Raw genomic sequence first — 26,219 nt, forward strand, 5'->3', positions numbered from 1 at the left:
GTTCTGCTTTCCATAAGTTTTGAAAAATGATAGGCTCATAACAAAGTTAACATGTTGAATGCTATGATTATGGATAAAGAAAGGAAGAAAAAGATGGAGAAAACATTATATTTAATGCGGCATGGGGAAACACTCTTTAATCAGCAGAAAAAGATTCAAGGCTGGTGTGATTCGCCATTAACAGAAAAAGGAATGAACCAAGCTAAAATTGCAGCGGAATATTTTTCCGACAATGAAATTACCTTTGACAGCGCCTATGCTTCAACTTCTGAACGAGCCTGTGATACATTAGAACTAATTACGGATATGCCATATAAGCGAGTAAAGGGACTAAAAGAATGGAATTTCGGAACGTTTGAAGCGGAACATGAATACTTGAATCCGCAGCTTCCTTATAGAGATTTTTTTGTGGCTTATGGCGGTGAAGAAGAAATGCAATTGAGAAAGCGGGTTTCGGATACGCTGCTGAAAATAATGCAGGAGGAAAAGGGCAACACTGTATTGGCTGTTTCTCATGGTGCCTCCTGCCGGCAATTTATGCGAATCTGGAGTCATACCAGTCAAATTGACCAGCAAAGCGGAATGGCTAACTGCTGTATTTTGAAATTTAAATTTGATAAAGATACGTTTGAATTAGTGGAAATCATTAATCATGATTATTCTCACCTTTAGTCAGCGGAGTAAGCCTGTAACTAAATCAGGCTTACTATAAGTCTGCCAATTGTATAAAACCGCTTATATCAATAGTTATTTTATGATATTGCTTGTAGCTTGCAGATTAATCCTTTGAATCAAGTATTATCCAGACAGTCAGATACGAGAGAAACCCTATAATAAGACTGCCTCCCAACATGCCGATAACCATGGTTTGTAAGGTTTTGATATCTGTAACGAATAAACCGAGTCCGAAGCACAGAAAAAGAAGGACAACCCATAAGGAGATCAGCATTTTAAAGGTAATCAGACTGGCTTTTTTGGAGATTAACTCCTCCCGTTCATCTTGCGTGCTGAATTCTCCTTTTCGAGTGCTATAGCCTTCATTATTCTTTTTCTTCCCGTACCAAAATCGGGCAATGCCAAAAATAATTAGCCAGCCTAAAAATAAAAACCAAAAAATGCCGAATTCAAAGGAAAAAGAAAAAGAGCCTTTATTTACAGTAGCAGTTAGAACCGTTTGTATCATTCCCAAGGTCAGGAGCAGTATCATAATGATATTCCCCGTTTGTTCAAATATAATTTTCTTCATAGCAGGATCACTCCTCATCTAAATAAAAAATAACGTTAATATCTGTTTCCAGTACTTTTGCTATCTGTAATGCCAACAATAAAGAAGGCGTGTAATTGCCCTTTTCCAAAGAAACAATCGTTTTTCTGGATACATCGACCTTATTTGCCAATGCCTCCTGTGTCATCTTTTTTTGCTTTCTAAATGTCTGCACCTTATTGATAACGATCATGACATCTCTCTTCTCTTTAGTGATGTGAAGTTGATTTCTCATTTTATGTTATCAAAAGCAAAATGAGAAGTCAACTTCACATTTTTAATGTATCTTTATTGCAATAAAACAGTCTATTTGTTCGTCGTGATATAGTTTTACTTTATGTATCGATTTTCTATCTTTTAAGAGGGAGTTCAAAATTCTAGCAAATGACAGGATGCTTGACCTTCTTGCCTTGTATAGAGTACTTTTTTTATAAACATTTTAATTGCAAGGTTAGACAAAACGAAGATGTTTTGATATTGTCATAAAAGTGACAATCAAATAGGTGTACGACTGTAAAAAATAATGTATATTGGTACTGTATTTAAATTTTTGTTACAAAGTTACTTTTTGTAATTTCAGGCTGAGCAAAATGACATTTATATGTTATATTTACCTAGATAGGAGAGATGTTTATATGAAAAAATCGCCATTAAAAGTAATCGTAACGATAACGTTAATAGTTGTTGCGCTGTTGGTGTTACTGGTTGTGCTCGTAAACCGGGACTCAGAATCTTTTGGAAGGGAATTTGATGAAGCACCTTCCACAGAAGGACAACCAATCTATGGAGACTCAGACGCTCCAGTAACTGTTGTCGAATTTGGAGATTATAAATGTCCTGGGTGTAAAGCATGGGACGAAACTATTTTTCCACAATTGAAAGCGGACTATATAGATAATGGAGACGTGCAATTTTCATATGTCAATATATTGTTCCATGGAGAAGAGTCACGATTAGCTTCATTAGCAGCGGAAGCTGTCTATGTGCAGAACCCTGATGCGTATTGGGATTTCCATCATGCCCTGTTTGATGACCAGCCACAAAATCAGCAAGCGACATGGGTAACCAACGATAAAATAGAGGAAATTGCTGATGGGGTTGAGGGAATTGATACAGAGGCATTAATGGAAGATATCGAAGCGGCATTAGCGGAGGATGTAGAAAATAATCCGCTTATGGATGAACTTGTAATAGATGATAATTTAAGAAATCAGTATGAAGTGGAATCAACTCCAACGATTATGGTTAATAATGTTAAGATAGACGATGATGATACGTTTGATTACGAGGTTATCCAAGCAGCGATTGACGAAGCGTTAGGTGAATAAGATGAATAAACTGGATATGAGACAGCTTTATATGTATTTTGCCTGGGTCGTTTCTTTAGTTGCCACCTTAGGAAGCCTTTATTTTAGTGAAATAAAAGGATTTATACCGTGTGAATTATGCTGGTATCAGCGGATTGCGATGTATCCATTGGCCTTTATCCTTGGAGTAGCTACGTTCAAACAGGAATTTACAATCAAAAAGTATGTACTGCCCATTGCCATTATCGGCTGGTGTATTTCGCTGTATCATTATCTTCAGCAAAAAGTACCGGGGTTTGCCCCGTTAAAGCCATGTGTTGGCGGGGTGCCTTGTAATGCAGAATATATAAATTGGTTCGGTTTTATGACGATACCATTTTTAGCCTTCACTGCTTTCACTCTAATTATTATTTTTATGCTGCTTATGAAATCGAATAAAAAGTAAGTAACAGCCGCCGGAAAACTTTTCGGCGGCTGTTTTATGTAAAAAAGCGCAATATCATACAAGAAAATACAGAGAGTATTTGTTAGTTTAGAAGAAGGTTAAGCGGTGTAAGGAGGGAGAAATAAGTATGGCAGATGAAACGCGAACGATTTATTTAGATCCGGATTTAGATGTGGAAGCATATCGTTTTAAAGGAATCACACAAAAGTTTCCGGCGCATTTTCATGATTATTATGTAATTGGCTTTATCGAGGAGGGAGATCGGGAGTTAATCTGCCAGGGAGATGAATATGTTATTCAGCCGGGCGATGTACTTATTTTCAATCCGTACGATACCCACAGCTGTGAGCAGGTGGATGGAGGAACATTGGATTACCGCTGTATTAATGTAAAAGCGGATGTGATGAAAAAAGCTGTATTTGAGATGAAGGGAGAGGAGGTTCTTCCGCGTTTTAAAGAAAATGTTTTGTATAAGAATGAAGTAGCATCTGCTTTAAAAGACCTTCATCAGAAAATGACGGAGGAAGAGGAGGCATTCCAAAAAGAAGAGCTGTTTCTTTATTTAGTGGAAGAGCTTATTGAGATAAATTCGGACCTGACTATCCCGGAAAAAGAACTGGAATCCTCTCAAAAGGTGCAGGAAATCAGCAATTATTTAGAAAAGCATTATGCTGAAAAAATTTCATTACAAGCGTTAAGCGATTTAACAGGATGGAGCAAATATTATTTATTGAGATCCTTTACCAGACAAAAGGGAATTTCTCCTTACAGCTATTTGGAAACAATTCGGGTGAATCATGCAAAAAGGCTGTTAGAACAAGGAGTGAAGCCGATTGAAGTAGCTTTTCTGACGGGGTTCAGTGATCAAAGTCATTTGACCAGGTTTTTTAAGAGCATGATTGGATTAACACCGAAGCAATATATGAAGATTTTTGAACGGAACGGAGAGATATAATGCATTCGATGGAGACGAAATGTGTACTAGTTATCGATGAAAATCTGCCTTTAGGATTAATTGCTAATACAGCAGCTATTCTCGGGGTCACACTTGGAAAGGAAGCCCCTGAAATGGCAGGGGAGAATGTAACGGATTTATCTGGTGTGGAGCATGCAGGAATTGTAAAAACACCTATTCCTATTTTAAAGGGAAATGCCGGACTGCTTCATGAATTAAGAGGTAAAACAATGACAGAGCCGTTTGCTAATCTGACTGTTGTTGATTTTTCCAATGCAGCGCAAAGCTGTAAAACGTATGAGGAATACATAGCAAAGCTGCAGGAGAAATCGAAATCAGATTATTTGTATTATGGATTGGGAATCTATGGAGAAAAGAAAAAAGTGAATCAATTAACAGGCAGTCTTGCGTTATTAAGGTAGCTGAAAGGAGTATAAGGGATGGATAATTTAATGGCATATATCCTGATGGCATTGATGATGTCCATGCTGCCGGGGACAGATACAGTATTGGTGATGAAAAATACCTTCCGTTATGGTGCAAAGGCTGGCTGTGCTACCATACTCGGGATAGCGGCTGGACTCACCTTCTGGACCATGATTGCTGTCTTTGGGCTGTCTGTTGTGATTGCCCAGCCAGTTTTTCTTTTCAATATCATTAAATATCTTGGAGCTGCTTATCTCATTTATTTAGGGATCCGGGCTTTCATTTCAAGAGATACCTTCTCCATGGACGCTGTATCAGAGAAAAATGATAATAGGAAAACAGCAAAATCTTATTCTAAAGATTCTTTTTTTCAGGGGGCCGTCAGTAATATATTGAATCCGAAAACGGTTTTGGTATACATCACCTTTATGCCGCAATTTATAGATGTAAGCGGAAATGTTAATCAGCAGCTGATTTTTCTTGGATGTATCTTAACGCTGATAGCGGCCGGCTGGTTTTTTATGCTGGTTTATTTTTTAGATACAATGAAGCGTTGGCTGAAAAAGCCTGGATTTCAAAAGGTTTTTCAAAAATGTGCCGGAATGCTATTAATGGGTTTTGGGATAAAGCTGGTTATTTAGAACTTTTTCTGCAGAAAGAGATACTTTCCTTTGACAGATTTCCAGATTTTATTTTGTTTACGATTTCATCTCCTAAAATTAGAAATGCTTGATATATACAAAACAAAAGATTTAAAATATTTGGGGACAGAAATGAATTTATCCTGTCGAATATGTTATGATGGAATATAATCCAAACACGAGATTGGATATTGGACAGAAATGGTAAAGGAGTCAAAGGAGAATGACAGAAAAAGAATTAGAAATTTTGAGAATTATAGAAGAAGATGCGCGAATTGATTACAATACATTAGCGAAAATGACAAATATAAGTGAAGAAGAAATTCAAACGATTTTAAAAAAATTAGAGAAAATGAAGGTTATCTTAAACTATTCTGCAGTGGTGGATTGGAGCAAGGTGCCACAGGCTGAACAGGTAACAGCGATGATTGATGTGAAGGTAACTCCAAAACGCGGCGTGGGATTTGATGAGGTTGCAGAGCGTATTTATCGCTTTTCTGAGGTACAGGCCCTATATCTTATGTCCGGTGCGTATGATCTTCAGGTAGTGATTGAAGGAAAGACAATGCAGGAGATTGCCCGCTTTGTTTCAGAAAAACTCTCCTCCATCGATTCTGTGATTTCAACGACAACCCATTTTCAGTTGAAGAAGTATAAACATGACGGAATTATTTTTGAAGAAGGCGAAGAAGATCGCAGAATTGTGGTGACACCATGAGTCAAGTAAGCGTAAAAACGAAAAATCGTTTATCATCACGTATCCAGGATATTAAGCCATCCGGCATCCGGAGGTTTTTTGATTTAGCTTCTTCGATGGATAATATTATTTCTTTAGGTGTGGGAGAGCCTGATTTTACAACACCATGGAATATTCGTGAGGCTAGTATTTCATCGATGGAAAGAGGATTTACTGCTTATTCAGCGAATGCCGGTGTGCTTGAATTAAGACAGGAAATAACAAAATATATGGACCAGCGCTTTGGAGTGGATTATGATCCGGAATCAGAGGTGCTTGTCACTGTCGGGGCAAGTGAAGCAATCGATATTGGCTGCCGTGCTATTTTAGATCCGGGGGATGAAGTCATTATTGTCGAGCCTGGATTTGTATCCTATGCGCCGCTTGTATCCATGGCAGGAGGTGTGCCGGTTTCGGTAGGGACAAAAATAGAAGATGATTTTAAAGTATCCGCGGAACAGATTCGGGCCGTGCTCACAGAAAAAACAAAGGCGTTAATGATCAGCTTCCCGAATAATCCTACTGGTGCTGTGATGTTAAAAGAAGATTTGCAGGAAATAGCAACGTTAGCAGAAGAGCATGATTTGATTGTTTTTTCTGATGAGATTTATGCAGAATTAAGCTATGATCACAAGCACGTCAGCTTTGCGGCGCTGGATGGGATGAAGGAGAGAACGATTTTAATTTCCGGATTTTCCAAGGCTTTTGCAATGACAGGCTGGCGCTTAGGCTTTGTAATGGCACCGCCTGATTTATTGGCAGCAATGCTGAAGCTGCATCAATACAGCTTAATGTGTGCACCGACAATGGCGCAGTATGGAGCGTTAGAGGCTTTGAAGAGCGGAATGGATGATGTGGAAAGAATGACGCAATCCTATAAGCAGAGACGCGGATTTTTTGTAGAGTCTTTTGCAGAGATGGGCTTAGCCTGTCATATGCCTGGAGGCGCATTTTATGCATTTCCGTCTATTAAAGCAACTGGATTATCTTCGGAAGAATTTGCGGAGAAATTATTGTATGAAGAGCATGTTGCTGTCGTGCCGGGGGATATCTTTGGTGCTGGCGGAGAAGGGCACATCCGTTGCTCCTATGCGACTTCGATGGAAAATCTGCAGGAAGCTACGAAGCGGATGAATCGTTTTGTCAGTAAATATTTGTAACCGAAAACCCGCGTATTGTTTTTCATTTAAAACAATACGCGGGTTTTTATCTTTAAACGATTAAGCAAAGATATTGCTGATTTTTTGAATATCATCTTCAGATAATGAAATCTCAGCAGCTCTTTTGTTGCTCAACACCTGTTCTGGGCGTTTTGCGCCAGGAATAATCACATCAACTGAGTCTTGAGAGAAATACCAGGCCAGAACAATATGAGCAACCTCTTCTCCGTATTTATCCGCAATTTTTCTTACCTGATCTACTTTTTCCAGGTTATCTAAGAACTGCTGCCCTTGGAAATTTGGTTTTTCTGCCCGTAAATCAGAAAAAGTGGTGTTCTTATCATATTTCCCAGCTAATAAACCAGATTCTAATGGGAAGTAAGGAATAAATGTGATGTTATTTTCCGCAGTATAAGGGAAAAAGTCTTTTTCAGCATCACGATTTAACAGGTTATATTCTGCCTGCAACACGTCTACATAACCGTCCTGATTTGCGTCCTTCAATTGCTCTGGCGTAAAATTGGAAACCCCGATGGAACGGATTTTACCTTGATCTTTTAATTCTTTTAAAGCACCGACTGCTTCTGCTTTCGGCGTGTCTACATCAGGGAAATGGATATAAAACAAATCAATATAATCTGTCTGTGTACGCTTCAACGCATCGTCAACAGATTGCTTTAAAAATGCCGGTGAATTGTCCATTACCGTATCATTGCCGACAAATTTATGCGCTGCCTTCGTTGCCAGCACGATATCCTCACGCTTATATTCCTGAATAACCTCTCCAACTAATTCTTCCGAGCGCTTCGGCCCATAAATAAACGCTGTATCCAGCATATTAATCCCATTATCCAGTGCTGTACGGACAACGTCTTTTCCTTGTTCCTCATCCAGCATATCCGGATAAATGTTATGGCCTCCTACTGCATTGGTTCCTAAGCCGATAGGATGTACAGAAACATCTGATTTACCTAAATTTACATGTTTAACCATTATAAAACTCCTTTTCCGATTGATTTACTCTATTATGAATATACCACAAAATAGGATAGTTAAACATAAGTTAACAAATGCATCTGTTATTATTCTTTAACGACTAATCCAATCAGAGAAGCAAATTGAATTGCTTGATAAGAGGAAACTTTACAGCCTTTTAAGCTTTCTAATGAAACGGTCAATGTTTCAAAACTGGAAGAACTGATATCGATTCCTTTCAGCGTAGTCTGTTCAAAATTCGCTTCATTTAAATCGCAGCGGTTAAATTCAATTTTTTTGAATTTACAATTGTAGAAATCAACATTGGTTAATACGGATTCATTAAATATAACCTTCTCAAGCTTCGCATTTCCAAAAGCAGCCAGATTTAAGGTAGAATCATCAAATCGGACATTGCCAATGGACGATTCCGGAAATTCACAGCCGACTAATTTGCAATGAATAAACTCCACGCGGTGGATAGAAGATTTCGTCAAATTTACATTGGATAGATCACAATTTTCAAATCGGACATCTGTCAGCTCTATATTTTCAAAGTCTGTCTGATTGAATTGGCAATTTTTGATAACCGCATCGTAAATTCGTACACGCTCCACCACTTCATTGGTAAACTCTGCTCCAGTGATTTCGCACATTTCCAGTAACGGATCCTCTTCGTAAAAAATATCGGTAAATCTTTTTTCAGTTAATGCAGGTGAAATTTTTGGAATGTCTATTTTCATTTTATACCTTCTTTCCTTAGCCTCTTTTACATTATCATTCTAATATTGCATTTTTTCCATCATAACATATCTTCCTTTCACGATATTTGTAGAATGGTATACTAGACAGTAAGGAAATATAGACGAAAAAGGGGAGTCAGCATGGGGCGATCGGAAGCAGCAATTTTCACCAATATGTGCATGATTGAAAATGGACAGGGGCAGATTCTAGTCCAAGATAGACAAAATAAAAACTGGCCGGGAATTACTTTCCCCGGCGGGCATATTGAAAAAGAGGAGTCATTCCATGATGCAGTAGTCCGGGAAGTAGAGGAAGAGACAGGCCTGCATATAAAACAACCTGTGCTGTGTGGAACAAAGCAATTCCAGACGAACCAGGATGAAAGGTATGTCGTTTTACTTTATAAAACAAATTCTTTTTCTGGAGAATTAAAGGGTTCGGATGAAGGGGAGGTTTTTTGGATTGATAAAGCTGCATTGCCGGATTATCCATTAGCGCCTGATTTTATGGAGATGTATAAGGTATTTGTAGATGAGAAGATTTCAGAGTTCTATTATAACCAGCGCAATGAAAAGAAAGAAGTTGTCTTATTTTAATTATATAGAGGGAGGAAAACAATATGGATATATGGGGAAAAGTTTTAGAAAAACTAAGCAGTGACTTATCTAAACCAAGTTTTGATACATGGCTGAAAAATACAACAGTGGAATGGGACGAAGATGAATTAACAGTATTTGCAGCGAATGAATTTACGATCGATTGGCTGGAGACTCAATATAGTGAACGGATTGGGGAGGCTGTAAAAGAAGTAACGGGAGAAGATTATATTATCTGCTTTGCAGTAGAGGAAAAGAATGCTGACTCTATTTTTTCTACTACCCGTTTAGAATCATTTTCATATGAAACGGACAGCATCAGCAGGTTAGAGGCAAAGATAGACTGTCTGGAGGAGAAAGTGCAGCGGCTGATCGATGTGAAACGCTTGGATGAAAGAGCTGCATTGCTGGAAGAAAAAATAAGTAAGCTGGAGCAGCAGATGAAGTGATGTTAAAAAAAATGCTCCTATAGCAAAAGTAATAACTTTGGTCTTATAAATTAAGAAAAATCTCAGTAATTTCTATTGCTGAGATTTTTCATGTGTATGCAGCAGATTATTTCATCTTTTCATATTGACCTTCACGTTACGTCATACTGTAAGTTAAAAATAAACTTTGAAAAGGTGTGATAAAATGAATATCAACATATTACGTTCGGATAAGATTTATAAGAAGGTCATAGCTAGTCCACCAGAAGAAAAAACAGAGTTGTATCGACGGGAGATGCTTGGTCCTTACAAGAAAAAGTGGGAAATACAGCAGATTCCATTCCATGCGGAGGAGGAAAATGGATTTGATGTGATGACAATAAATAATATGGCACATCTGTCACCGGAGATGATAACAACTGAAGTTGAATCAGACATGAAACAGATTTCCTCTGATGCGTTATGGGGTGAATTAAAGCAAACATTGGAACACTGCTTAAACCAATTTACACAGCATGGGATCCATTTACCTGTGTCTGAATATTTATTTACGATTTTGTTAGGCAGTCCGGACAGCAAAATCTTGCAGCTAAGTGAAGGATATAGTGGGGAAGGAGGGATTCCCGGCTACATTATTCTAAGCTTGCTTCCAAATGAGTATACGTTAAAAAGATTAAAACCTGCTTTAGCACATGAATGTAATCATAATGTCCGTTATCAATTTATTAAATGGGATGATAAAATTAATCTTGGGGAATTGATTGTCAGTGAAGGACTGGCAGAAAACTTTGCGACTTCTTTATATGGGGAAGATTTAATCGGACCTTGGGTCAGCAAAACAGATGCTGATACATTGAATCATATTATCAAACCGGTATTGAGAGAGCATTTAGAAATCACAGGATTACAGCAAATCATGGCGTATCTTTATGGAGATGAAGTTGCTAAATTACAGGGGTTACCGGTTGCTGGAGGAGTGCCACATAGTGCCGGGTATGCATGCGGTTATTATTTAGTGAAGTATTATCTGCAAAAAACAGGGAAATCCATTGTGGAAGCAACGACACTCCCGGCTCAGGAGATATTAAGCGAGGTGGAAGCATATTGGGATGAAGAAACCATACTACACCGTTAAAGATATGATTACCATTACAGGTGTAACGAAAAGAACACTGCATTATTATGATGAAATCCATTTATTAAAGCCTTATAGCTATTCAGATAAAGGCTACCGGCTGTATAACCAGGAGGATCTCAAAAAATTGCGGACCATTTTGCTGTTAAAGGAACTAGATTTGCCCTTGAAAGAAATAGCGGCGATTATACAGTTGCCAAAACAAGAGCAAAGGACGATTTTAGCCGGACATTATGAAGCGATGCAAATAAAAAAGCAAAACCTCGAGCGGACATTAGCCAATTTAAATGATTTTATTTCTGGAAAAGATATCTCTAACTTGGATATTTTTCAGGAAGGCAGCGTGCTGCCATTAAAAGAACAGTATCAAATGGAAGCTAAATATGTATATGGGGATACAGATAAGTATCAAGAATATGAAAAAAATATCAAACAAATTCCCGAAGAAGAAAGAGCTGCTGTATTTGAAGCTTTTGATCAGAATATGCAGGATGTATTCATGCAGTTTGCCAAGCTCTCAGAGGAATCACCTGCTTCTGAAAAAGTACAGCAAATCGTTCTAGAATGGAAAAGTTATCTCGAACAGTTTATGATAGGTGATACAGAAATCATGCAATGTATTGCTTATACGTATAAGGAAGATAAAAGCTTTAAAGCATATATCAATCAATTCGGAAACGATACATTGAATGAATTTATTCATCAAGCTATTTTATACCATTGTGAAGATGAAAAGCTGTCACATAAAAATAGTAAATCAATACAGGATTGAAGCACCTAAATTCAGGGAATAATCAATTAGAATATATAGTTAGATGGAGGTTATATCATGGCAAACACATTTAAAGCACTTGTCGTAGAAAAAGACAATGAAAACTTGAATTTAAATGTAAAAGAAATCGAACCTTCTGATTTACCTGAGGGCGATGTTCTAGTCGATGTAAAGTACAGCGGGATCAATTATAAAGACGGGCTTGCTGCTCATCCAAATGGAAATATTGTAAAGGAATATCCGTTTATTCCGGGAATCGATTTAGCCGGAGAAGTAATTGATTCCAAGGATGAACGCTATAAAGCAGGCGATAAAGTTATTGTTACCAGCTACGAATTAGGTGTCTCCCACTTTGGCGGATATAGTGAATATGCACGTGTTCCGGCAGAATGGATTGTGCCTCTTCCAAAAGGGTTGAGCTTAAAAGAAAGCATGATACTAGGAACAGCCGGTTTTACAGCTGCTTTATCTGTCCAGCGGTTAGAAGAGAATGGAATGAAGCCGGAAAACGGCTCTATCCTTGTCACTGGAGCAACAGGCGGTGTCGGAAGTATTGCTATTTCCCTCTTGAAAAAGAAAGGGTATCAGGTAACAGCCAGTACAGGAAAAACTGAGGAGGCTGCTTATCTGAAACAATTAGGTGCAGACGAAGTTATTGACAGAAAAGAAGTTTATAACGGAGAGCTGAAAAAGATGGATAAGCAGAAATGGGCAGGAGCGATCGATGCAGCAGGCGGGGAGCCGTTAGCAGCTTTATTGGCGCAAATTCAGTATCGGGGCAGCGTTGCGGTCAGCGGAATGGCAGCCGGTGTCAATGTACCGTCATCTGTTTTTCCATTTATTTTACGCGGTGTTTCCCTTCTCGGGATTGATTCGGTATATTGTCCGATGGCAGAACGGAAGCATATCTGGGAGCGTTTAGCCTCTGATTTAAAATTAGATAACCTTGAAGATATGGTATATAAGGAAGCTGGATTAGAGGAGTTAACAGAGCTGCTGCCAGCTGTATTAGAAAGTAATCATTTGGGAAGAGTGCTTGTGAATTTAGGTGATTAATATATGTACCATGCAGAAGGAGGGCGTAGAAATGGCGTTCTCCTTCCTTTTTTTTGTTTAGTACTATCTTTTAAGACATGCTGAAGTAATGAAATAATTTCATTTAGCTGTTGAAAAGAAGTGTTTAGTACGTTAAAGTAACCAGTATAAGAAGATTATCTCAGTTAAAGTGCAGAATTACATGCCGTCTGTTTTAATTGATGCGTGGGTTCTGCCCATTTTTGTTTTTTAAATCTTTTCCTAATTCATTTAGGGAAAGGTTTTTTTCGGGTGGTTATTTCGCTTTGCTGGGATAATTACTTTATCGAATGAGGTATATCTTTTTGGGACATTATCCTGTTTTAGAGGATAAAATAGGATAACCGTTCAGAATGAACTTCACACAACTAAATAAGGAGGAATACACAATGAAGAACTATGTATTTTTAATTGCCGGTACATTTTTCTTTGCTGCTTCCGTAGCAGTCTTTGCGATGCCGAATTCTTTAGCAGAGGGAGGCGTGCCGGGGCTGGCTCTGCTTATCTACCACGAAACAGATATATCGCCTGCCATGACGACATTTATTCTGAATGCAGTTATTCTTCTGATCGGCTTTCGTTACTTGCCAAAGGACATGATTATCAAATCGCTTGTGACCATCCCGTTATTTTCATTATTTATTTATATCCTCGAAGACCTGGCTACAGGAATACCAGACCCCCTTCTGGCAGCAATTTTTGCAGGCGTATTTACCGGTGCCGGTTTTGGACTTATTTTCCGCTCAGGAAGCACGACAGGAGGAACATCGACTATCGCCCGCATGTTAAATTATAAATTCGGCTGGGAATTGACAGGAACCAATTTTGTTTTGGATGCGTCTGTTGTCATTGCCGGGATTTTTGTGATTGGTCCGGTGTACACGATGTATACAGTGCTTGCTCTGTTTATTGGAAAGAGGGTAACGGACTATGTATTAGAAGGTTTTGAAGCAAAAAGAGTGGTGCACATCTTTTCCAATAAAACAAAAGAAGTCGAACATGCGCTGCAAACTAGTCTGGGGACGCATACGACCGTATTAAAAGCAGAGGAAAATGCAGATGGTGTGGAGGAAAATCTGATTTATGTCGCCATCCCGAAGCAGCGGTTATTCTATCTGAAAAAGCTGGTCAGCAGCATTGACGAAAATGCATTCACGGTTGTGCATACGGTGAAGGATGTTACCGGTGGCAGCTTTGCAGAAGCTCATCACCCTGGGCAGAAGACATTCCGAAGCAAGAAACTGGAACGCCGCTATTATAAGAAACAGGCGGATGAAGAGAGTTTTACATCGCCTGATAATACAACAGTAAACGAAAAAGCATAAATACGTGAAGAAGGTCTTTTCCCTAGGATATGGAAAGGACCTTTTTCATATAGAGATATTAATCTCTCTTTTCTCTGAAAAATTGCCAGTAAACAGAGTAAGGAATAATCACCCCGATCAAAAGAAAAAATTTATGAACTACAATATCTGCTTCTCCCCGCCAATTAAAATGAATTGGAATGAAATCAGGCAAAAATAGAATAATTCCAAACAAAATAACGAACATGATTAAAAATACAGTGATATCCTTTTTCATCATCATTCTCCTTATATAAATTTTATCGTGCAGGTCCGCTGATAAAAATACACAGCTAGACCGAGCAATAGAATGCAAAGTGCAAGATAAATCACAAACAACGGAAGTATCTGAAATAAAATAAGCACTAGCGGTACAATCATCATTGCCATTCCGGTAAATGCAGCGATTAAAACAGGCGGGCTTTGTTTAACGATATACATATCGTTTTTCCAGCTGAAATGTGGATAGGAAAAATTCAGCATCAATCCAAACGTCGTGATAAAAGCGGAATAGCTTACTGGAATTAGGATGGCCCACATCAGCTGTTCTATCGTTGGAGATAAATGGATGGTATAAGCTAGGATGCTAATAGCAAAACCAATAAAATGCAGGAAAAAGGTACAGGCTAATTTAGCATGGACCACACTTTTTTGCTCAATCGGCAGTGTTTTTAAAATCCAGACTTTATTCCCTTCCATGGATAGTGCAGCAGCTGCCGGATTACTGATTAACAGCATTGCTGCAACAAACATGGGGAATACATTGGTAACGGTCTGTATAGAAACAGGAAGCGGAATAACCGTTGTTAGTTTTTCAAATCCAAATAGAAGTAATGCCATACTAATAAAAACTAACAGCACGGTGCCTAATATCGAATTAAGCAAATAGTTGTAAGAGCTGAATAAAGCAGCTATTTCCTTTTTCCATAAAGCAACGAAGATACTTCGCTGTTTGATCGTTCGCGGTTTCATATGGTTTGTGCTTTTTAAAGTGAGAAGGCGAAGGTTCAATATTCGGTAGTATCTGCTGCCGAAAAAGGTAAGCACTAAAAACAATAAACCGCTGATAAAAAGAAAAAACAGAATAGAAAAGCTGTCTGCAATGCTGTTAAATTGAAATAAGACGGAAGGCAGATAAATAGCTGTCATCTGACTATACACAGCGGTTCCGATATCTTGCATGCTATCTGTTTGGTTAGATTGCGTCATGATAAAATAGCTGAAAGCACCTAATAGACACAGAGATAAACAGACAGCAATCAGATTCATTTGCCGAAAATAAGCCGCCATCCGATAAACGAGACTTCCAAAAATGACACCGATACAAATTGGAATCACAGGGGCAACCAGCGCTGTGATGCAAAACAAGATAATTAAAATCGGCGAGACAATAGCATTTGTGGCCCAGACGAATAAAACAGGCAGGCTGAATAACAGACCAATCAGTAAATTGAAAAAATAGAGGTGAAGCAGCTTGCTGATAAAAATTTCTTTTTCACTGACGGGGTAAGCAGCCAGCTGTTCAAAATCGCTGCTGCCAAAGATTGTTCCATTCGCTCGTAGCAACGATAAGAAAACCATCATGATGCTGGAAACAGAAAGCATGTATCCCGGAATCATAGCTGTCTGGCCAAGACTGACCAATGTTTTGGCTGACAGTATATTATACGTAAGCAGAAGTATTCCCATAAGAAGCAGAACAACAGCCGTTATTTTCCCTCCATTTCCTTGCTTGCCGGAACGAAATAAATCATGGAGATGAAAGCTGTTGGCAAGGTCATTTTTAAATAATATCCATATTTTTTGATTCATTGCGAACCTCCAGGAAAATGTCTTCTAAGGTTTTTGAGCCGGCAACCTCTTCCATTAAGCCGTTTTTGACAAGCTTTCCTTTATGAATAATGGCTACCTTATTACAAAGCTTCTGGGCAACTTCTAAGACGTGCGTAGAAAAGAACACGGCACCGCCATTATCTGCATGCTTCTGCATCAGTTTTTTTAATTGAAAGGAAGCAGTTGGATCCAGGCCGACAAATGGTTCATCCAAGATAAACAGGGATGGCTGATGTACCAGAGCAGCAATGATTGCAATCCGCTGCTTCATTCCATGAGAGTAGGAAGTGATGCTGTGATGGAGCTTGCCAGTCATTTCGAACAGGCTGCTGTATTTTTCGATAGATGATTCTCTTTCCGTAAGATTAACCTCAAAAATGTCGGCTATAAAGTTGATATACTGCATGCCGGTTAAATGCTCATAAAGGTCCGGGGTATCTGGGATATAAGCCATTCTTTTCTTACAAAGAACAGGATCATTTTTCATGGAATAGCCATCAATCGAGATCTCTCCCTCATTAAATGGATGAATGCCAACAATTGATTTGATCATCGTGGATTTTCCTGCTCCATTCGCTCCAATAAATCCGTAAATATCGCCGCTTTGAACGTGAAGTTTAATATCTGTAATTGCCTTTGTACCGTCTTCGTATATTTTTGAAACATGATTTGCTTTTAGCATAAATTCCCTCCTATTGACAAAGTGTCAGTCGTAGTGATAAAAGAAACCAATGAAGTAAGGTACATTGGTTACCAATTTAAAATCGATTCTTCAATTCCCAGCGTTTTTGCTAAAACTCCCTTAAAAGCTTCTAAGTAAATTTCCATTTCTTCTACAGCTAATTTTTTTAGCTTGAGATCATTCGAAACAAAAACATATCCTGTTACTAAAAAATGGGCAGTCTCATAAGGGTAAGCTACTTGAAAAGCGTTCTGCTCTTTTCCTTCCTCTATCACTTTTGTAAACAAAGGGAGCAGCTTTTCAATAAATTTATGATAAAAACGGTCCATCATATATCTGTTTTCTTCCAGTTGAACCGTTTCCTGCAGGGTGACTTTCTCCTCTGTAACAGAATCTTCTTGAATAATCGTTGTTTGTAAAAACTGTTTTAACTTCTCTATTGGGGTCAATGAAGTATCGTTAACTATTATTTCCATCTGCAGGATAAGCGGCTTAACAGATTTTTCAACCAGGATATAAAGAATTTCTTCTTTATTTTTAAAGTGATAATAAAGCAGTCCTCGTGAAATTCCTACTTGGTTGATAATATCCTGTGTAGTTGTCTGCAGATAGCCTTTTTCTGTAAACAGCTTCATCGAAGCATCCAGGATTTCTGCTTTTCGAACTTCAGGCAATTTCACATCTCTCATGTTATATACCTCCTTTGAGGATAGTATATACAGACGACTGACAAAGTGTCAATTCAGAGGTGAGCATAATTTTATATTGACAAGGAAACCTGTCCATTAAAAATAATTAAGATATGAATGATGCCTGACAGTAGACGAGATATCCTGTGTTGTGTATAGACGATGAGCATTTAATACATAGAAAACGAATTAATCGCTGAAGGTGCGAACAATTCGTTTTCTCAAATTTATCACGGAGAACCGTCCGTAAAACTCCCGCCTCAAAATAAAGCGTAAAAATAAATTTATTTAGGCGGGAGATAACGGACGCTAACTCCCTGAATCACTCAACTAACAATCAGTGGGAGAATTAAGGAAACAGACTAAATTCGCGACGTCCTGGGGTTGCGATTACTCACCCCACCGAAAACATTTGTCGCAACGTCTGCACTAGCACATCCTGGGACTGCGATTACTCGCCCCATCGGAAACATTTGTGCGTCGAAAACTCCCACTGATTGAAGTTTCGTTTTATAATAGATTGTTTGGAATGAAACCAATAATAAGAAGCTAAGCCTTCTTGTTTGTAAAGAAATTAGAAATGAGGACTATAATTATTCCTGTTATAAGTAATGGCAAGGAAAAAGTAGAAAAGACCTCTGGACCGTCCGTTATCGTACCTATCCTTTCATTAAACATCATCCCTGTCATGAAAAATAGAAATCCTAACCAAAAAATTGACTTCCCAAGCTTCGTATGTTTTTTCATATTGCATCACCATCTCATCCATTCCTAATTTTTAACCCGTTAATTTAAATACAATTTACATATAATCTATAACAATTTTGCCATATTTATTCAGAAACTTCTATAAAGTCCAGGTGTAAATAATTGATAATAATAGCTTTAGATGGTTTAGAGATAATTCAAGACTATATAAATTGAAGTAAGAAATTACACTTTATTTTTCTTATAAAAATGACGAAATAATGATTGAAAACAGTAACTAGTGGAAGAAAAACACAGAGACTCCTGTGGGAAAGCGCGGAGGGAAGACCCCGCAGAAAAAAGCGAACTTCTTTTTTTCGAGGAGGCTGAGCTCAAGCCCACGGAAAGCGTAGTGTTTTTCTGTAGCGGTAGCTATTAATTTCAATATATATTAGAGTATTAAAAATTTATCTTGACAAGATCATCTTTTTAATCAATAATGATAATCGTTATCAGTGATAATGATTATCATTATCAAAAAATTAAAATGTCATAGAAAAGGAGGCGAACCAATGAAAGCAATCGAAATAAACGAAATCGATGTCGGCTATGCGAATGAGTTAATTATCCAAGACCTCAGCATTTCGATCCCGGCCAATAAAATCACAACGATTATCGGCCCGAATGGCTGTGGAAAGTCAACGCTCATCAAAACAATTGCCCGCATTTTAAGCGTGAAAAGCGGTGCAGTTTTTTTAGAAGGCGAGGCAATTCATAAGGTCGATACAAAAGAGATTGCAAAACGCATGGCTATCCTGCCTCAAACTGCCGAAGCGCCTGGCGGATTGACCGTATATGAATTAATTTCTTATGGTCGGTTTCCTTATAAAAAAGGGATGGGTTCTCTAAGGAAGGAAGATTACGAATACATTGACTGGGCAATTGAGGTGACAGGATTAGCGGAAGTTCAGGAGCGGGCAATCAGTGCTTTATCCGGCGGGCAGAGACAGCGGGTCTGGATTGCAATGGCCTTGACGCAGGGGACAGATATTCTTGTGCTGGATGAACCGACTACTTATTTAGATCTGGCACATCAATTAGACATTTTACTCTTATTGGAGCGCCTCAACAAAGAAGAAGGTCGTACCATTATTATGGTTCTGCATGATTTAAACCATGCTTCGCGCTTCTCGCATTATATGATTGCGATGCGTGATGGAGAGGTTGTGACAGACGGTACGCCAGAGGATGTGATGACCTGTGGTAATCTGCAGCAGGTTTTTCAAATTGATGCACATCTAGCAAGGTGTCCGCATAGTGCGAATCCGATTTGCTTATCGTATCAGTTATGTCAGGCGGAATCGGCATGCGCTTCATCTAAACCATGCCATCAAAAGGTGTCAGGTTAAGCATTTATGATAAATAGTAAAAGTAAACAATGAAAGGTAACTAATCAATGAATGAACTAGAAGATTTAAAAGAAGTCAGAGAAACCGTGCGGCCTGTCCGGAATGTGCTTATTTTAGCGGCGGGGAGCTTCCTTTTACTATTATCTTTGCTGCTGGCTGTATCTCTTGGCGCTGCGGATATGCCATTGAAAACAGTCTGGCAGGCCATATTTCAATTTGATCCGGATTTACAGCAGCATCAAATTATCAGGGAAATACGCTTTCCGCGTATCCTTGGAGCAGCAATTGTCGGCAGCTGTTTTGCTGTATCTGGGGCATTAATGCAGGGGATGACACGTAACCCGCTTGCGGATTCCGGACTGCTTGGATTAAATGCCGGTGCTGTGTTTATGTTAGCATGCTGTTTTGCATTTTTTCCGCATCTGTCGTATGTATATATGATTTTATTTTCATTCCTCGGTGCTGCCCTTGGTGCTGGAATTGTATATGGCATCGGTTCTTTATCAAAAAATGGCCTGACACCAATCCGTTTAGTGTTGGCTGGTGCAGCAGTCAGTGCCCTTTTGGGAGCATTAAGTGAAGGAATCGCGCTTTATTATGAAATTGGGCAGGACTTAGCATTCTGGTATGCAGGCGGTATTTCCGGTACAAGCTGGGGCCATTTGCAAATAATTACACCTTGGCTGCTGCTGGCAGTTATCGCTGCAGTGATAATATCCCGCTCAATTACATTATTAAGTCTGGGAGAAGAAGTTGCGGTTGGGCTGGGTACGAAAACTGGACGCATTAAATTAACTGCTGCCTTGATTATTGTTGTATTAGCTGGTCTGGCTGTTTCTGTCGTCGGCGCGGTGAGTTTTGTGGGATTGATTGTACCGCATATGGCCCGCTGGCTGTTTGGGTACGATTACCGCTGGATTATTCCCGGAACGGTCATTTATGGTGCGTTACTGGTTGTGTTAGCGGATTTAACAGCACGTATTATCAGTCCTCCTCATGAAATGCCGATTGGTGCCTTAATTGCCTTATTGGGCGTGCCTTTCTTTTTATACTTGGCAAGAAAGGGCGGGGGAATGGTATGACATTACAGAAAAACAAACAGCATAGCCAAGTCAGAAAAGCGAGAAGAGCAGGGCTGGTCAGTGTTACCTTAGTCCTTCTGATTATTATCATATTTTTTATCAGCTTAAATACAGGGAGCATTTACTTAACACCGGCAGAGGTTATTTTTACTTTATTTGGACAAGGTACAGAGCAGCAGGCGCTTATTTTATTTGATTTTCGCTTGCCGCGTATGATTATTGCTTTGCTGGTAGGAATGGGTCTTGCGATCTCAGGAACCGTACTGCAGGGGATTGTTCGGAACCCATTGGCAGATCCTGGAATTATTGGGATTAATGCTGGAGCAGGTTTAACCATTATGCTTTTTTTATCCTTTTTTGCAGTAACAACAACAATATCTGTCTTTCTGATGCCGTTTTTAGCTTTCTTTGGAGCAGCAGGTGCTGCCCTTATCATCTACTTGCTTTCTTACAAGCGGTCTGAGGGAATTTCGCCGATGCGGCTGGTATTGACAGGAATTGCAGTTGCAGCCGGTATCAATGCGTTAATGATTGTATTAACACTGCGGTTGAACCCAGAGACCTATCAATTTCTGGCAACCTGGCTTGCGGGAAGTATATGGGGCTCCAATTGGCAGTTTGTTCTTGCATTGCTTCCGTGGCTTGTTATCCTGGTCCCGTTTGTTTATTCCAAAGCAATGGTTCTGAATATTCTCCACTTAGGGGAAGAAACATCCATTGGGTTAGGAGCAAACTTAGAAAAAGAACGGCGTGTGTTACTGGCTTCCGCTGTTGGTCTGGCAGCAGCGAGTGTATCTGTCAGCGGGGGGATCGGATTTATTGGGCTTATTGCTCCGCATCTCAGCAGACAGCTGGTTGGAGACAAGCATGAGTATGTAATTCCAGTGTCAGGCTTGGTGGGGGCGCTGCTGCTGCTCTCAGCAGATATGATTGGCGGTTTCATTAAACAGCCGGAAGTGCCGGCAGGGATTATCGTCGCTGTAATTGGAGCACCATACTTTTTATATTTATTAGCAAGGCTGAAAGATTAATAGTTTAAAACAATAAAAATAGAATGAGGGAAAACAAATGAAAAAATTACTATTTCTTTTTGGATGTTTACTCTGTCTTGTTATTGCGGGCTGCAGCAATCAGTCAAACAGCAAACAAAATGACGGGAAGGAAGAAGCATCAAATGAAACCGTTACGTATGAATCAGAAACAGGGCCGGTTGAAATACCTGCTGAACCGCAGCGAATTGTTGCCCTGTCAAATGGACCAAATGTTTTCGCTTTAGACGGAAATTTAGTAGGGGTCGATGAATGGACAAAAGCGAGTCCGCTTTTTGAAGAAGATATGGCAGATATAGAAATAGTTTCGGAAAATGATCCAGAAGGTATTTTGGCGCTGGAACCGGATTTAATTATCGCCGGATCACATATGGAGAATCTGGATGAGTTAGAAAAGATTGCTCCGACTGTTATTTATACATGGGGAAAGCTGGATTATCTGGAGCAGCAAATAGAGATTGGTAAGCTTCTAAATAAAGAGGAAGAAGCACAGGAATGGGTGGATGACTTCACTAAACGTGCGAAAGCAGTCGGTGACAAGATAAAGGAAAAGCACGGGGAAGATGTTTCCGTATCTGTATTTGAAACAGATTCTAAAAATTTCGCTGTCTTTGGAGATAATTGGGCACGCGGGACAGAAATATTATATCAGACAATGGAGCTGGAGATGCCTGAAAAAGTACAAAAGGATGCACTTGCCGACGGCTATTACAACTTATCGCAGGAGACACTGCCAGAATATGCAGGAGATTTTATTATTCTAAGCAGTATGGGCGGAGAGAATGAATTTACAAAAAGTGAAACATGGCAGTCCATTCCGGCAGTAGAAAATAATCAGGTAATCGAAATTGATACACAAGAGGCAAGCTACAGCGACCCGGCAACACTGGAATATTTACTGGACATTTTTGAAGAAGGATTTCTTCAATAAGAAAGCTTTTCTAACTCATCACAGGAGGTAGTCATTCCATGTATCGCAACAAAAGATTTCAGTTTTCTGGAAAGCATCACCCTTATATTATAAATGTTTTCATCCCGGAGCAGCCAGTTCCAGACAACGGATTTTCCGTGTTATATATTTTGGATGGAAATGCTTATGGCACGCTTTTCAGTGAAATGATAAAGCTGCAAAGCAGGCGATTCGAGAAAACAGGGATCGAGCCGATGTTGTTAGTTAGTATCGAATATGAGGGAGGGGAGCCGTTTCATTCTAACCGGGTATATGATTTTACCCCTCCAGCTGCAGAGGTTGAGCTGCCAGCAAGGCCAGACGGATCTTCTTGGCAGGAACATGGCGGAGCAGAGGAATTTATGGATTTTCTAGAAGCGGAATTAATCCCATTTATAAATAAAAAATATAAAACAAATCAGCAGAAGCAAACAATCTTTGGACATTCACTTGGAGGTTTATTTGTTTTATATACATTATTTCAGCGTTCCCGCCTTTTCAGCCATTATTTCGCCTGCAGTCCTTCCATATGGTGGAATAAGCAGGCAATTCTATCATATGAAACAAATATCAATGATAAACATGTCAAGGGACTGTTTATTGCTGCAGAGCAAGTTGAAAACAAGCAAATGTATGCAAACGGTCTTGCCATGTATGAAAAACTTTCTGAGCGCAATAAAGATTTAAAAACAGCTTTTTTTGCATCAGAAGGAGAGAACCATATGTCTATTGTGCCTACTGCGTTTAGCAGGGGAATGCGATTTCTGCATTCATAAAAATCAGGAAGGAATCTCTTTTAGGAGGTTCCTTTTTTTGGTGAGGAGACGGGAATATAAATTCCAAGTTATTCTCAAGTATAGTAAAAGAATAAAGAAAAATATTGGAATCCTGCTTCGTGTTATAAAGATATGTCAGTTTAACCATATAAAATAATATTCAGGTTTGTCTGTCTCTCATTTATCCCCATTCATTCTGTTTATCTTTTATAAATTTATACGATAGCTGCCTTTCATAAAAAAACAAGTACCATTCATCATAATCCAGCTTCCATTCCATGCTATTTTCCCTCTCTTCATCCGGAATCTGATGCAGCAGCGCTTTTTCTCCCATATGCTTGAGTCACTAAGCAAATAAGGAGTGAATTTTTTATGGAGTTTTTTCAAGATCTATTAATTAAGCTAATTGAGGCAGATACATGGGTGCAGTATGTAAGTGTGTTTTTAATTTCTATTGTGCCTTTTTTTGAATCCTATGTAGCGATTCCAATCGGGATTGTCTTTGGATTTCCAAGTATTCAAGTTGTCCTGATTGGTGCAGTTGGTAATTGGTTGTCTGTCATGGTGTTTATTTGGCTTATTTCTGGTTTGCGGAAGAAAATAGCTGGAAAGAAAAATAAAGAAAGTAAGCGGAAAAACCGTGCGCAAAACATATTCAATAAATATGGAGTTGCTGGTTTATCCTTTGCTGGCCCGATTATTTGTTTTCATGTGTGTGCTGCAATTTCTATTGCGTCAGGAGCGAAAAAGTCTTATGTGAGTATTTGGCAGACAATTGGTATAGGAGTATGGTCGGTTGCATTGGGGGCAGCTTTTCATTATGGTGTCAATCTTTTGGAATACCTTCCTAACCTGAATCCATTTTCTTAAAGTTAAAGCGGAGGAAACCGTTGAATGTAAGTAGAAACTGAAATATTAAGATATTCCTTCATCTATTTCAAATTTTAAAAAGGAGAAGATACATGATGAAAAAAATAAAACAGGCAGGTGTAGCTGTACTGATGATTTTGTTTGCAGTTATTCCATTTCTGGTTATCTATGAGCCTTTGTCACAGGCTATTCCCGCCTTGCCAAAGTATGAAGCTCCCGGGTGGTTTATTCCTGCCGGCTTTATCAGCATTGCTCTGATTGTTGCTCTTTCGTTTTTGTTAGCCTCTTTAAGCTCAAATGGAGATTCGAGCAAGTATTAAAAATAATGGTTAAATGAGGATGTTTCCTATAATATTGAAACTAAGATAACGAATTGAACAAAGGAGACGTTTGGATGGTAATGTCTTTTAACAAGCTAAGAAAAATTGAACAAAATACAGTTCTGCTGCCGGATTTGAGCCTGACTGTCCAAAAAGGGGACATCATTGCTGTTCAGTGTGAAAATGAATATATTGGACGCCTGTTTGCTCTGTTAAATCATCCGGAGCATATCAAAAAAGAAGCGATTACCTTGCCGGAAGACGGATTTCAAAATGTCTATCTGTTTCAGCAGACGGACGGTTTATATAAACGATTAAACGTGAAGCAGATGCTTCTATTTTGGTGCAAATTATATCGGCATCAGGCAGATTTAGAATTCGTTTTAAACCTATGTGAATTGCAGCATTGTACAATGAAGAAAACAAAACAGCTGACATTATCCGAACAGCAGCGGTTGCTATTTGCTTCCGCATTGATCCAGCGGGCAGAAGTATATATTTTTGAAGATCCTTCCCTTGGATTGGACCTTCAATCCAAGCATGTACTTCATAATCTGCTGCTTCATTTAGCGGATAAAGGTGCAGCAGTAGTATTGTTTACGCCGACCTTGGAAGAAGCCATTCGACTTGGAAGCGCTGTTTATCGATATTCCGAACGGGGCGTCCAGCAGCTGGAACAGGATATAGAAGATGCTGAAAATACGGCGGAAGAAGAACCAGAGGAAGAAATAACAAGTATGCAGGTACAATTGGATAAGATTAGTGCAAAAATCGAGGATAAAATCATTCTTTTTAATCCGCTTGAAATTGATTATATAGAGGCTCGTGATGGGCAGACATATCTTTTTGTGAATAATGAGGAATTTGCCTCGTCCAATACGATAAAAAGTTTAGAGGACCGGCTGCAGCCTTTGGGATTTTTTCGCTGTCACCGATCCTATCTAGTTAACCTGCAGCGGGTACGGGAAATTATTATTTGGAGCAAAAACAGCTACAGTCTCAGTCTGGATAATCCATCGAAAAGCACCATTCCATTATCAAAAGGAAACTATAGTAAGCTGAAAGAGTTGATCCATTTATGATGAAAAATGAAAAAACGGGACATTTGTATCGCTTCAAAGCATTGCTTTATAAGGACATTTGTGATTTGCGCTGGAATGGGCAAGTGCTCTTTAACCTGATTACAGGTGCTATTTTGATTTCGTTGTTTGCCTTGCTCCCACACGAGGAAATTCCGATTTCGTTTGTGTTTGCATTTGTTTTTGGGATGCTGACATTGCTGATGCAAGGAAATTTAGTCGTGGAAGAAAAGGAGCAAGGAACCATCCGGCGTTTGAAGCAGGCTGGTTTCTCCCTAAAAGAAATTCTTCTTTCAAAAATGATGGTAACATTTACGACAACAGTACTAATATTGCTTCTTTTCTTTGTACTTTATGGGAATCATCTGCTATTTCATTTACAGCTATTTATACTTGTTTTGCCTATTGTGATAATGATGTTAATTACTGGTACGTTCTTAGGCATAAAAACAAAGAACACCATTGAAGTCAGTCTTTATGGATCGCCAATCATGATATTTTATTTTTTCTTGGAAGGTCTTTTGATGAATAGCAGCCGGGAAGCGATGCCCTGGCTGGCCATCTTTCCAAATTATCATATACATTATGGGATTGATCAAATCTATTACAATGAACCCTTTCTGTCTTATTTAGCTGTACCTGTGATTTGGATGGCAGCAGTAGGTGCAGTGTTTATAAGCTGGTATAAGAAGCAGCAATTTGATTAGGTGAATAAATGTGTAAAAAACAGCAGGTGCGTTAGGTGCTGTTTTTTGGCACATGGAAAAGCAAAAAAATGCTGAATATAGCCGCT

32 protein-coding genes are annotated in these 26,219 nt (G+C 39.0%); 23 read left to right on the forward strand and 9 right to left on the reverse strand.

What is annotated here, in order from left to right; all coding sequences use genetic code 11:
- Positions 1 to 93 precede the first annotated feature (93 nt).
- The gene (locus MKY65_RS07690) at positions 94 to 672 is read left to right on the forward strand and encodes a histidine phosphatase family protein (protein ID WP_339183754.1); all 579 of its coding nucleotides are present in this window, start codon (positions 94 to 96) and stop codon (positions 670 to 672) included.
- Positions 673 to 778: 106 nt separating this feature from the next.
- Here MKY65_RS07690 and MKY65_RS07695 read toward each other — a convergent pair whose 3' ends face one another.
- Together MKY65_RS07695 and MKY65_RS07700 are read right to left on the reverse strand one after the other, a co-directional pair.
- On the reverse strand, positions 779 to 1,246 hold the full coding sequence (locus MKY65_RS07695; RefSeq protein ID WP_339183756.1) for a DUF2178 domain-containing protein: 468 nt from the start codon (positions 1,244 to 1,246) through the stop codon (positions 779 to 781).
- Positions 1,247 to 1,253: 7 nt separating this feature from the next.
- Entirely contained in the window at positions 1,254 to 1,457 is a 204-nt protein-coding gene (locus MKY65_RS07700) for a helix-turn-helix transcriptional regulator (protein ID WP_339183758.1), read from the reverse strand.
- 442 nt (positions 1,458 to 1,899) lie between these two features.
- Between MKY65_RS07700 and MKY65_RS07705 the strand changes: the two genes are divergently transcribed.
- The 7 genes from MKY65_RS07705 to MKY65_RS07735 all read left to right on the forward strand — a co-directional run bounded on the left by MKY65_RS07705 (position 1,900) and on the right by MKY65_RS07735 (position 6,934).
- On the forward strand, positions 1,900 to 2,592 hold the full coding sequence (locus MKY65_RS07705) for a thioredoxin domain-containing protein (protein WP_339183760.1): 693 nt from the start codon (positions 1,900 to 1,902) through the stop codon (positions 2,590 to 2,592).
- Positions 2,593 to 2,602: 10 nt separating this feature from the next.
- Positions 2,603 to 3,016: a disulfide oxidoreductase gene (locus tag MKY65_RS07710; RefSeq protein ID WP_226895162.1), complete on the forward strand. Its 414-nt coding sequence runs from the start codon at positions 2,603 to 2,605 to the stop codon at positions 3,014 to 3,016.
- A 127-nt stretch (positions 3,017 to 3,143) separates the two neighbouring features.
- Positions 3,144 to 3,971, forward strand: a complete 828-nt coding sequence (locus MKY65_RS07715) for an AraC family transcriptional regulator (RefSeq protein ID WP_339183761.1) — start codon at positions 3,144 to 3,146, stop codon at positions 3,969 to 3,971.
- Positions 3,971 to 4,393, forward strand: coding sequence for a DUF2000 domain-containing protein (locus MKY65_RS07720; protein WP_339183762.1), 423 nt, complete (start codon positions 3,971 to 3,973; stop codon positions 4,391 to 4,393). Before MKY65_RS07715 ends, MKY65_RS07720 begins: the two co-directional genes overlap by 1 nt.
- 18 nt (positions 4,394 to 4,411) lie before the next feature.
- Positions 4,412 to 5,038 (forward strand): LysE family transporter, encoded by a 627-nt coding sequence (locus MKY65_RS07725; RefSeq protein WP_339183763.1) that lies wholly within the window; start codon positions 4,412 to 4,414, stop codon positions 5,036 to 5,038.
- Positions 5,039 to 5,261: 223 nt separating this feature from the next.
- The gene (locus MKY65_RS07730; protein ID WP_042532894.1) at positions 5,262 to 5,756 is read left to right on the forward strand and encodes an Lrp/AsnC family transcriptional regulator; all 495 of its coding nucleotides are present in this window, start codon (positions 5,262 to 5,264) and stop codon (positions 5,754 to 5,756) included.
- The gene (locus MKY65_RS07735; RefSeq protein ID WP_339183766.1) at positions 5,753 to 6,934 is read left to right on the forward strand and encodes an aminotransferase; all 1,182 of its coding nucleotides are present in this window, start codon (positions 5,753 to 5,755) and stop codon (positions 6,932 to 6,934) included. Before MKY65_RS07730 ends, MKY65_RS07735 begins: the two co-directional genes overlap by 4 nt.
- A 60-nt stretch (positions 6,935 to 6,994) precedes the next feature.
- Here the strand turns inward: MKY65_RS07735 and MKY65_RS07740 are convergent, their stop codons facing one another.
- On the reverse strand, positions 6,995 to 7,927 hold the full coding sequence (locus MKY65_RS07740) for an aldo/keto reductase (RefSeq protein ID WP_339183767.1): 933 nt from the start codon (positions 7,925 to 7,927) through the stop codon (positions 6,995 to 6,997).
- An 89-nt stretch (positions 7,928 to 8,016) separates the two neighbouring features.
- Complete coding sequence (locus MKY65_RS07745) at positions 8,017 to 8,652, reverse strand: pentapeptide repeat-containing protein (protein ID WP_339183768.1); 636 nt, start codon at positions 8,650 to 8,652, stop codon at positions 8,017 to 8,019.
- Between the two features lie 141 nt (positions 8,653 to 8,793).
- On the opposite strand from MKY65_RS07745, the gene MKY65_RS07750 reads away from it, so the two are divergent.
- From MKY65_RS07750 to MKY65_RS07775, 6 genes are all read left to right on the forward strand, one after another.
- Complete coding sequence (locus tag MKY65_RS07750; protein WP_339183769.1) at positions 8,794 to 9,249, forward strand: 8-oxo-dGTP diphosphatase; 456 nt, start codon at positions 8,794 to 8,796, stop codon at positions 9,247 to 9,249.
- A gap of 23 nt (positions 9,250 to 9,272) precedes the next feature.
- Positions 9,273 to 9,698: a DnaA N-terminal domain-containing protein gene (locus MKY65_RS07755; protein ID WP_339183772.1), complete on the forward strand. Its 426-nt coding sequence runs from the start codon at positions 9,273 to 9,275 to the stop codon at positions 9,696 to 9,698.
- Between the two features lie 184 nt (positions 9,699 to 9,882).
- Positions 9,883 to 10,812 (forward strand): DUF2268 domain-containing protein, encoded by a 930-nt coding sequence (locus MKY65_RS07760; RefSeq protein ID WP_256705978.1) that lies wholly within the window; start codon positions 9,883 to 9,885, stop codon positions 10,810 to 10,812.
- Complete coding sequence (locus MKY65_RS07765) at positions 10,787 to 11,584, forward strand: MerR family transcriptional regulator (RefSeq protein WP_339183775.1); 798 nt, start codon at positions 10,787 to 10,789, stop codon at positions 11,582 to 11,584. Before MKY65_RS07760 ends, MKY65_RS07765 begins: the two co-directional genes overlap by 26 nt.
- A 57-nt stretch (positions 11,585 to 11,641) precedes the next feature.
- Positions 11,642 to 12,640 (forward strand): acryloyl-CoA reductase, encoded by a 999-nt coding sequence (locus MKY65_RS07770; protein WP_339183777.1) that lies wholly within the window; start codon positions 11,642 to 11,644, stop codon positions 12,638 to 12,640.
- Positions 12,641 to 13,047: 407 nt separating this feature from the next.
- Positions 13,048 to 13,983 carry a YitT family protein gene (locus MKY65_RS07775; protein ID WP_339183779.1) on the forward strand — a complete coding sequence of 312 codons (936 nt, stop codon included), beginning with the start codon at positions 13,048 to 13,050 and terminating at the stop codon, positions 13,981 to 13,983.
- Between the two features lie 58 nt (positions 13,984 to 14,041).
- Here MKY65_RS07775 and MKY65_RS07780 read toward each other — a convergent pair whose 3' ends face one another.
- The 4 genes from MKY65_RS07780 to MKY65_RS07795 form a co-directional block, all read right to left on the reverse strand.
- The gene (locus tag MKY65_RS07780; RefSeq protein ID WP_339183780.1) at positions 14,042 to 14,245 is read right to left on the reverse strand and encodes a DUF1648 domain-containing protein; all 204 of its coding nucleotides are present in this window, start codon (positions 14,243 to 14,245) and stop codon (positions 14,042 to 14,044) included.
- Positions 14,246 to 14,250: 5 nt separating this feature from the next.
- Positions 14,251 to 15,813, reverse strand: a complete 1,563-nt coding sequence (locus MKY65_RS07785) for a hypothetical protein (protein WP_339183781.1) — start codon at positions 15,811 to 15,813, stop codon at positions 14,251 to 14,253.
- Positions 15,785 to 16,516, reverse strand: a complete 732-nt coding sequence (locus MKY65_RS07790) for an ABC transporter ATP-binding protein (protein WP_339183782.1) — start codon at positions 16,514 to 16,516, stop codon at positions 15,785 to 15,787. The genes MKY65_RS07785 and MKY65_RS07790 overlap by 29 nt, the downstream gene beginning before the upstream one ends.
- Before the next feature lie 68 nt (positions 16,517 to 16,584).
- The gene (locus tag MKY65_RS07795) at positions 16,585 to 17,205 is read right to left on the reverse strand and encodes a TetR/AcrR family transcriptional regulator (RefSeq protein ID WP_339183783.1); all 621 of its coding nucleotides are present in this window, start codon (positions 17,203 to 17,205) and stop codon (positions 16,585 to 16,587) included.
- Positions 17,206 to 18,464: 1,259 nt separating this feature from the next.
- Here MKY65_RS07795 and MKY65_RS07800 point away from each other — a divergent pair.
- Genes MKY65_RS07800 through MKY65_RS07820 form a run of 5 tightly spaced genes read left to right on the forward strand, consistent with a single transcriptional unit; the run spans position 18,465 to position 23,157 of the window.
- Complete coding sequence (locus tag MKY65_RS07800; RefSeq protein ID WP_339183784.1) at positions 18,465 to 19,301, forward strand: ABC transporter ATP-binding protein; 837 nt, start codon at positions 18,465 to 18,467, stop codon at positions 19,299 to 19,301.
- A gap of 47 nt (positions 19,302 to 19,348) precedes the next feature.
- A complete protein-coding gene (locus MKY65_RS07805; RefSeq protein ID WP_339183785.1) occupies positions 19,349 to 20,383 on the forward strand; it encodes an iron ABC transporter permease in 1,035 nt (344 codons plus the stop codon).
- Entirely contained in the window at positions 20,380 to 21,414 is a 1,035-nt protein-coding gene (locus MKY65_RS07810; RefSeq protein WP_339183786.1) for an iron ABC transporter permease, read from the forward strand. Before MKY65_RS07805 ends, MKY65_RS07810 begins: the two co-directional genes overlap by 4 nt.
- 37 nt (positions 21,415 to 21,451) lie before the next feature.
- Positions 21,452 to 22,363: an iron-hydroxamate ABC transporter substrate-binding protein gene (locus MKY65_RS07815; RefSeq protein WP_339183787.1), complete on the forward strand. Its 912-nt coding sequence runs from the start codon at positions 21,452 to 21,454 to the stop codon at positions 22,361 to 22,363.
- A gap of 38 nt (positions 22,364 to 22,401) precedes the next feature.
- Positions 22,402 to 23,157 carry an alpha/beta hydrolase-fold protein gene (locus tag MKY65_RS07820; RefSeq protein WP_339183788.1) on the forward strand — a complete coding sequence of 252 codons (756 nt, stop codon included), beginning with the start codon at positions 22,402 to 22,404 and terminating at the stop codon, positions 23,155 to 23,157.
- 181 nt (positions 23,158 to 23,338) lie between these two features.
- On the opposite strand, the gene MKY65_RS07825 is transcribed toward MKY65_RS07820, so the two are convergent.
- Positions 23,339 to 23,491, reverse strand: a complete 153-nt coding sequence (locus tag MKY65_RS07825; RefSeq protein ID WP_339183789.1) for a hypothetical protein — start codon at positions 23,489 to 23,491, stop codon at positions 23,339 to 23,341.
- A gap of 38 nt (positions 23,492 to 23,529) precedes the next feature.
- On the opposite strand from MKY65_RS07825, the gene MKY65_RS07830 reads away from it, so the two are divergent.
- From MKY65_RS07830 to MKY65_RS07845, 4 genes are all read left to right on the forward strand, one after another.
- Complete coding sequence (locus tag MKY65_RS07830) at positions 23,530 to 24,027, forward strand: small multi-drug export protein (protein ID WP_339183790.1); 498 nt, start codon at positions 23,530 to 23,532, stop codon at positions 24,025 to 24,027.
- A gap of 92 nt (positions 24,028 to 24,119) precedes the next feature.
- Positions 24,120 to 24,347 carry a hypothetical protein gene (locus tag MKY65_RS07835; protein ID WP_339183791.1) on the forward strand — a complete coding sequence of 76 codons (228 nt, stop codon included), beginning with the start codon at positions 24,120 to 24,122 and terminating at the stop codon, positions 24,345 to 24,347.
- Between the two features lie 74 nt (positions 24,348 to 24,421).
- A complete protein-coding gene (locus tag MKY65_RS07840; RefSeq protein WP_339183792.1) occupies positions 24,422 to 25,429 on the forward strand; it encodes a LytTR family transcriptional regulator DNA-binding domain-containing protein in 1,008 nt (335 codons plus the stop codon).
- Positions 25,426 to 26,133 carry an ABC transporter permease gene (locus MKY65_RS07845; protein WP_339183793.1) on the forward strand — a complete coding sequence of 236 codons (708 nt, stop codon included), beginning with the start codon at positions 25,426 to 25,428 and terminating at the stop codon, positions 26,131 to 26,133. The genes MKY65_RS07840 and MKY65_RS07845 overlap by 4 nt, the downstream gene beginning before the upstream one ends.
- Positions 26,134 to 26,219 lie beyond the last annotated feature (86 nt).

The organism is Oceanobacillus sp. FSL W7-1293 (assembly GCF_037969815.1).
GTDB classification, from domain to species: Bacteria; Bacillota; Bacilli; order Bacillales; family Amphibacillaceae; genus Oceanobacillus; species Oceanobacillus oncorhynchi.